Source organism: Nonomuraea cypriaca (genome assembly GCF_015645445.1).
Lineage (GTDB): Bacteria > Actinomycetota > Actinomycetes > Streptosporangiales > Streptosporangiaceae > Nonomuraea > Nonomuraea cypriaca.
The window spans coordinates 21145-27355 of record NZ_JADOGI010000147.1; the positions used below are offsets into that span (position 1 = coordinate 21145).

General features: G+C 69.5%; 7 protein-coding genes. 5 read left to right on the forward strand and 2 right to left on the reverse strand.

The genetic code is table 11. From position 1 onward, the window contains the following. The first annotated feature begins 16 nt into the window (after window positions 1–16). On the forward strand, window positions 17–1555 hold the full coding sequence (locus ITP53_RS36575) for an aldehyde dehydrogenase family protein (protein WP_195900041.1): 1539 nt from the start codon (window positions 17–19) through the stop codon (window positions 1553–1555). 50 nt (window positions 1556–1605) lie between these two features. Here the strand turns inward: ITP53_RS36575 and ITP53_RS36580 are convergent, their stop codons facing one another. Continuing rightward, on the reverse strand, window positions 1606–1950 hold the full coding sequence (locus tag ITP53_RS36580) for a DUF6703 family protein (protein ID WP_195900042.1): 345 nt from the start codon (window positions 1948–1950) through the stop codon (window positions 1606–1608). Between the two features lie 122 nt (window positions 1951–2072). Between ITP53_RS36580 and ITP53_RS36585 the strand changes: the two genes are divergently transcribed. Together ITP53_RS36585 and ITP53_RS36590 are read left to right on the forward strand one after the other, a co-directional pair. Further along, a complete protein-coding gene (locus ITP53_RS36585; RefSeq protein WP_195900043.1) occupies window positions 2073–2360 on the forward strand; it encodes an antibiotic biosynthesis monooxygenase family protein in 288 nt (95 codons plus the stop codon). A gap of 92 nt (window positions 2361–2452) precedes the next feature. Beyond that, entirely contained in the window at window positions 2453–3838 is a 1386-nt protein-coding gene (locus ITP53_RS36590) for a glycine--tRNA ligase (RefSeq protein ID WP_195900044.1), read from the forward strand. 243 nt (window positions 3839–4081) lie between these two features. Here the strand turns inward: ITP53_RS36590 and ITP53_RS36595 are convergent, their stop codons facing one another. Further along, window positions 4082–5071 (reverse strand): helix-turn-helix transcriptional regulator, encoded by a 990-nt coding sequence (locus ITP53_RS36595; RefSeq protein WP_207756933.1) that lies wholly within the window; start codon window positions 5069–5071, stop codon window positions 4082–4084. A gap of 112 nt (window positions 5072–5183) precedes the next feature. Here ITP53_RS36595 and ITP53_RS36600 point away from each other — a divergent pair, with 112 nt between their 5' ends. Beyond that, on the forward strand, window positions 5184–5723 hold the full coding sequence (locus ITP53_RS36600; RefSeq protein WP_328816930.1) for a DinB family protein: 540 nt from the start codon (window positions 5184–5186) through the stop codon (window positions 5721–5723). Beyond that, window positions 5720–6181 (forward strand): VOC family protein, encoded by a 462-nt coding sequence (locus ITP53_RS36605; RefSeq protein ID WP_195900047.1) that lies wholly within the window; start codon window positions 5720–5722, stop codon window positions 6179–6181. The genes ITP53_RS36600 and ITP53_RS36605 overlap by 4 nt, the downstream gene beginning before the upstream one ends. Window positions 6182–6211: the final 30 nt, after the last annotated feature.

A 6211-nucleotide genomic window follows, 5' to 3' on the forward strand; every position in this document is an offset into this window, starting at 1 on the left:
CTGAGGAGGAGCGTATATGCAGCTCAAGCCGGGTACGGCCTGGCAGGACGCCTACAACGCCTGTTGCGCGGCGGCGCCCGAGGCCTTCCACGACGACCGGGTGCTGAACCACTGGGGCGGCATCTGGCACCGCGACGGGCGCCCCGTGCCCGGCTTCTCGCCGCTGGACGGCACCGCCATCGCGGGCCTGCCCAGGCTGGAACGAGCGGGCGCGGGACGTGCGGTGGCGGGCGCGGTCGAGGAGCACCGCAGATGGCGATACCTGCCGCTGGCCGAACGCAAGGCCATGGTGGCCGCGGCCGTGGAGTCCATGGCCGCGCACCGCGATCTACTCGCCCTGTTGCTGGTGTGGGAGATCGGCAAGCCCTGGAAGGCGGCCTGCGCCGACGTGGACCGCTGCCTGGACGGCGTCCGCTGGTACGTCGGCGAGATCGACCGCATGGTCGCCGGGCGCGCGCCGCTGCCAGGGCCTGTCAGCAACATCGCGAGCTGGAACTACCCGATGAGCGTGCTCATGCACGCCATGCTGGTGCAGGCGCTGGCCGGCAACGCGGTGATCGCCAAGACCCCCACGGACGGCGGGCTCTGCTGCCTGACGCTCGCCTGCGCGCTGGCCGTCCGTGAAGGGCTGCCGTTCACCCTGGTCAGCGGGGGAGGGGCGGAGCTGTCGCCGGCGCTGGTCGCGGGCCGCTCGCTCGGCTGCGTGTCGTTCGTGGGCGGCAGGGACGCGGGGGCGAAGGTGGTCACCTCGCTGGCCGACCTCGGCCGCCGGCACGTGCTGGAGCAGGAGGGCCTGAACTGCTGGGGCGTGTGGGAGTATGGCGACTGGGACCTGCTCACGAGGCAGATCCGGGCGTCGTTCGACTACGGCAAGCAGCGCTGCACCGCGTACCCGCGGTTCGTGGTGCAGCGGTCGCTGTTCCACGAGTTCCTGGCCGCCTATCTGAAGGCGGTGGGGTCGCTGCGCTTCGGCCATCCCCTCGCGGTCGCCGCGCCGGACGATCCGCTGCCCGAGCTGGACTTCGGCCCGCTGATCAACGCCTCGAAGGCCAAGGAACTGGCCGACCAGGTGGATGAGGCGGTGGTGCGGGGCGGCGTGCCGGTGCACCAGGCGTCGCTGGCTGACGGACATTTCCTGCCGGGGCAGGATATTTCGGCGTACGTACCGCCGACCGCGCTGCTCAGCCCGCCCCGCTCCTCACCCCTCTTCCACGCCGAGCCGTTCGGCCCGGTGGACACCATCGTGCTGGTGGACACCGAGGCGGAGCTGCTGGCCGCGATGAACGCCAGCAACGGCGCCCTGGTGGCCACGGTGTCCTGTGACGAGGAGGAGACGTTCCACCGGCTGGCGCCCGAGGTGCGGGCGTTCAAGGTGGGTCACAACAGGCCGCGCTCGCGCGGCGACAGGGACGAGCTGTTCGGCGGGCTCGGGGCGTCGTGGCGGGGCGCGTTCGTCGGCGGCGAGCTGCTGGTGCGGGCCGCCACCACGGGCCCGGACGAAGAGCGGCTCCCCGGCAACTTCCCCCACTACACAATGCTGCCGCAACAGGCCTGAACCAGCCGGCCTGAACAGGTGCCAGGATCCAGGCGTCGAACAGGCGCGGATCAGAAGGCTCCGAAGCGGGTCGCCACGAGCAGGGCGAGAAAGGCCAGCATGGCGACCCGCAGCAGTTTCCCGCCGGCCCCCAGCGACGGCCACGACAAGTACGCCAGCCACCCCACGAACGCCAGCACGACCAGCGCGGCCAGCCCGCCCAGCGGGTTGGCCACGGCGAACCCGATCAGCAGCAGGACCACCAGCACGGCGGGCGCGACCCAGCGGGGGACCTGCGAGAACAGGTATGCCATCGGCACCGCGCTGCGCTGCTCGACGGCCTTGCGCAGACCGGAGGCACCCGGCGTGAAGAACCGCTCGCCCTGGGGAAGCGGACGCTTGTTGTCACGAGCCACCCCCAGAGCCTACGGGAGCTTCGAAGCGCTCTGGGAGTTCGGGCGTCCGGTGGGCCGGAGCGTACGTGAGAGCATGTGTGAGTTCGCGCATCCCCCGGGCTCAGCGCCTTTAGGCTGGTCGCGTGCTCGCCGTGATCCGATACACCGTTCCAGAGTCCCAGTCCCAAGATTTCGTCAAGCAGGGCTACGCCATCCTCGACACGCTCGCCGCCCAACCCGGCTACCAACGTGGCAGGCTGGCCCGTTCGGTCGATGAGCCCAATCTGTGGGCTCTGGTCAGTGAGTGGGAAGGCGCCGGCTTCTACCGCAGAGCGCTCTCCGCCGCCCGGATGGCGATGTATCCGCTGATGATTCTCATGGTCAACGAACCCAGTGCGTTCGAGGACGTCTACACCCAGGACGGGGCGTAGGAATACTCGCGCGCGAGAGGTCCCGCCCGTCCCCTAAGCTGGGATCTCATCAATTCACTCGCCGACCTCCAGCCGGAAAGAGAACCAACCAAATGGCACGACGCACCGACGTCATGGACACCATCGTCAGCCTCGCCAAACGCCGCGGGCTCGTATACCCGTCGAGCGAGATCTACGGCGGACTGCGCGCGTCGTGGGACTACGGTCCACTGGGCGTCGAGCTGAAGAACAACGTCAAGCGGCAGTGGTGGCTGTCGATGGTCCAGTCGCGCGACGACGTGGTGGGCCTTGACTCCTGCGTCATCCTGGCGCCCGAGGTGTGGCGGGCCAGCGGCCACGTCGAGACGTTCACCGACCCGCTGACCGAGTGCCTGTCCTGCCACAAGCGCTTCCGCGCCGACCATCTCATCGAGGCGTACGAAGAGAAGAACGCCAAGACGCCGGAAGGCGGCCTGGCCGACATCACCTGCCCCAACTGCGGCAACAAGGGCACCTTCACCGACCCCAGGCAGTTCAGCGGCCTGCTCAAGACCTACCTCGGCCCGGTCGAGGACGAGTCCGGCCTGGCCTACCTGCGGCCGGAGACCGCGCAGGGCATCTTCATCAACTACCTCAACGTGCAGCAGTCGGCCCGCAGGAAGATCCCGTTCGGCATCGGCCAGATCGGCAAGTCGTTCCGCAACGAGATCACGCCGGGCAACTTCATCTTCCGCACCCGCGAGTTCGAGCAGATGGAGATGGAGTTCTTCGTCAAGCCGGGCTCGGACGAGGAATGGCACCAATACTGGATCGACGAGCGCTTCCGCTGGTATTCCGACCTCGGCATCAACAAGGACAACCTGCGCCTCTACGAGCACCCCAAGGACAAGCTGTCCCACTACGCCAAGCGCACCGTCGACGTCGAATACCGGTTCAACTTCACCGGCTCGGAATGGGGTGAGCTCGAAGGCATCGCCAACCGCACCGACTTCGACCTGACCGCCCACTCCAAGGCGTCGGGCGTCGACCTCAGCTTCTTCGAGCAGGACACCGGCGAGCGTTACGTCCCCTACGTCATCGAGCCGGCCGCCGGCGTCGACCGGGCCACGCTGACGTTCCTGCTGGACGCCTACACCGAGGACGAGGCGCCCAACGCCAAGGGGGTCATGGAGAAGCGCACGGTCATGCGGCTCGACCACCGGCTCGCGCCGGTCAAGGCCGCGGTGCTGCCGCTCTCGCGCAACGCCGACCTGTCGCCGAAGGCCCGCGACCTGGCCGCCCAGCTGCGCCGCCGGTGGAACGTCGAGTTCGACGACGCGGGCGCGATCGGCCGCCGCTACCGCCGCCAGGACGAGATCGGCACGCCGTTCTGCATCACGATCGACTTCGACACCCTGGATGATCAGGCAGTGACGATCCGCGAACGCGACAGCATGAACCAGGAGCGCATTTCCATCGACTCCGTGGACTCCTACCTGCGCCAGCATCTCAATGATTGATTAGTTTTTTCTTCGTGAAGGCCGCTCGCCGTTTTTCGGCGAGCGGCCTTTTTTTTGTTTTTACGGCGGAGCCAAGCCGGCTCCTCCCGCCGCTGTCACCCTGACGGCCCTCCAGGGAGACGCTTCTCCGCCTCACCGGCGCGCCGCCACTACGCGCGCACGCTCCCTCGGGGGGCTTCGCCCCCAAGCGCCCCCCAAACCCAAACCCCTCCGTGGCTGACTCGGGCCACGTTTGGCCGGGGCTCATGATTTCTTGGTGTCCGGCGGTGGGATCGTCGCGCCGGCCGACAGGAGTTTCTTCGCCAGTGCGCGACAGCGACTTCCGAGCTCCGGAGGGTCGAGTACCTCGAAGTCGTGCCCCAGCAGGAGTACGTGCATGAGCGTGAAGTCGAGGCTGCCGGCGCCGCTGAGCACCTCGCAGCGCTCGCTTCCGCGCGGTCGTACGACGGCCGCCGATGCCGGAATCTGGGCGCGTACCGTGTCGGCCGGGGCATGCACGAGGAAGCGCGCCTGGTGCGGATACACCCGGCTCGCCACGCTCTCCTGCACGTACGCCGCCGCGTCGGGCGACGGGCGCGGGCGGAAGCACCAGCTCCGTGCGGACACGTCGGTCATCCGGTCGACGCGGAAGTTGCGCCAGTCGTCGCGATCGAGGTCGTAGGCGAGGAGGTACCAGCGCCGGTCGGAGGCGACCAGGCGGTAGGGCTCGACCCGCCGCCGTCGCACCTCGCTCCCCGAGGGGTAGTCGAAGCCGGCCTCGACCTCGTCGCGACAGGCTCTGGCCAGCGTCATGAGCACCTCGGGGTCGACCGGCGTGCGGCCTCCGCCGAAGGACTCCACCGAGCCGGCGAGCGCGCGTACCTCGTGCCGCAGCCGGGTCGGCAGCACCCGGTCGAGCTTGGTCAGGGCCCGGAGCGCGGCGTCGCCTGCGCCGGCGACCGCGCCACCCGCGCCGGCGAGCAGCGCGACCGCGGTGGCGATCGCCTCCTCGTCGTCGAGAAGCAGCGGCGGCAGGTCCTGCCCCGGGCCGAGCTGGTAGCCGCCGCCCGCACCCTGGCTGGCATGCACCGGATAGCCGAGTGTACGCAGCCGCCCGACATCACGACGTACCGTGCGCGGCGTGACCCCGAGCCGCCCGGCGAGCTCGGGGCCGGTCCAGATCCGGCGCTGCTGCAGCAGCCCGAGCAGGGTGAGCACCCGCTCCGTCGTGCCCCGCTCGTCGGCGTTCGCCATGTCCACGTCGCCCACCCTGCCAGAGACAGCGGACCGATCCTGTCCGCTTGGGGTACCAAGGTGGCTCCATGGACGCAGACGAACTCGACTGGAACCGGACGCTACGCGAGCAGTGGAGGCCCATTGGAACCATCAGCTCCGAGCCCGGCTCGACGGCCTCACCGACGACGAGTACTTCTGGTCGCCGGTGCCGGACGCCTGGAGCGTGCGGCCGCGCGGCAGCTCGACGGCGCCCGTGCAGGTCGGTGCCGGGGACTTCACGATCGACTATGCCTTCCCCGAGCCGGTCCCCGCGGCTTTCACCACGATCGCCTGGCGACTCGGTCACGTCATCGTCGGCGTGCTCGCCGCGCGCAACGCGGCGCACTTCGGCGCGCCGGCGGCGTCGTACGAGACCTGGGAGTACGCCGGCAGCGCGGCCACCGCGCTCGACCAGCTCGAGGCCCAACTCGACGTCTGGCTGGCCGGAGTGCGCGGCCTGGGCGAGGCCGGGCTCCGGGTCCCGATCGGCGAGAAGCCCTTCCCCGAGGCGCCCATGGCCGATCTGGTGCTGCACATCAACCGGGAGCTGATCCACCACCTGTCCGAGGTCTGCCTGCTGCGCGACCTCTACCCGCACACGAAACCCGCTACGAACGGAGTAACCCGATGAGCCGCCACATCCAGATCACCTTCGACGCCCACGATCCGCAGGCGCTTTCGTCCTTCTGGCGCGACGTACTGGGCTACGTCCACCCCGGCCCGCCCGGAGTCGACCTGCCCGAGGGGGCCGACCCGCTGGCCGCGTGGGACGACTTCCTCGCGCGAGTCGGCGTGCCGAAGGAGCAGCGCAACACGAGATCGGCCATCGAGGACCCGGACGGGCAAGGCCCACGGCTGTTCTTCCAGCAGGTGCCGGAGGACAAGGTCGCCAAGAACCGCCTCCACCTCGACGTCCGCGCGGCTCCAGGACTGCAGAGAGAGGAGCGGATGGCGGCGCTGGAGGCCGAGTGCGACCGGCTCGTCGCGCTGGGAGCGAAGCGGGTACGCCGCTACGAACCCGCTCCCCCGTTGAGCGCCGGCTTCATCGTCCTGACCGACCCCGAAGGCAACGAATTCTGCCTCAACTGAGTTATCCCTCGGGGGGCTTCGCCCCCAAAG

Bases quoted from the DNA above. Each gene is read 5' to 3' on its own strand.
- ITP53_RS36575 (WP_195900041.1), top strand. From the start codon at position 17: ATGCAGCTCAAGCCGGGTACGGCCTGGCAGGACGCCTACAACGCCTGT.
- ITP53_RS36590 (WP_195900044.1), top strand. From the start codon at position 2,453: ATGGCACGACGCACCGACGTCATGGACACCATCGTCAGCCTCGCCAAA.
- ITP53_RS36595 (WP_207756933.1), bottom strand. From the start codon at position 5,071: ATGGCGAACGCCGACGAGCGGGGCACGACGGAGCGGGTGCTCACCCTG.
- ITP53_RS36605 (WP_195900047.1), top strand. From the start codon at position 5,720: ATGAGCCGCCACATCCAGATCACCTTCGACGCCCACGATCCGCAGGCG.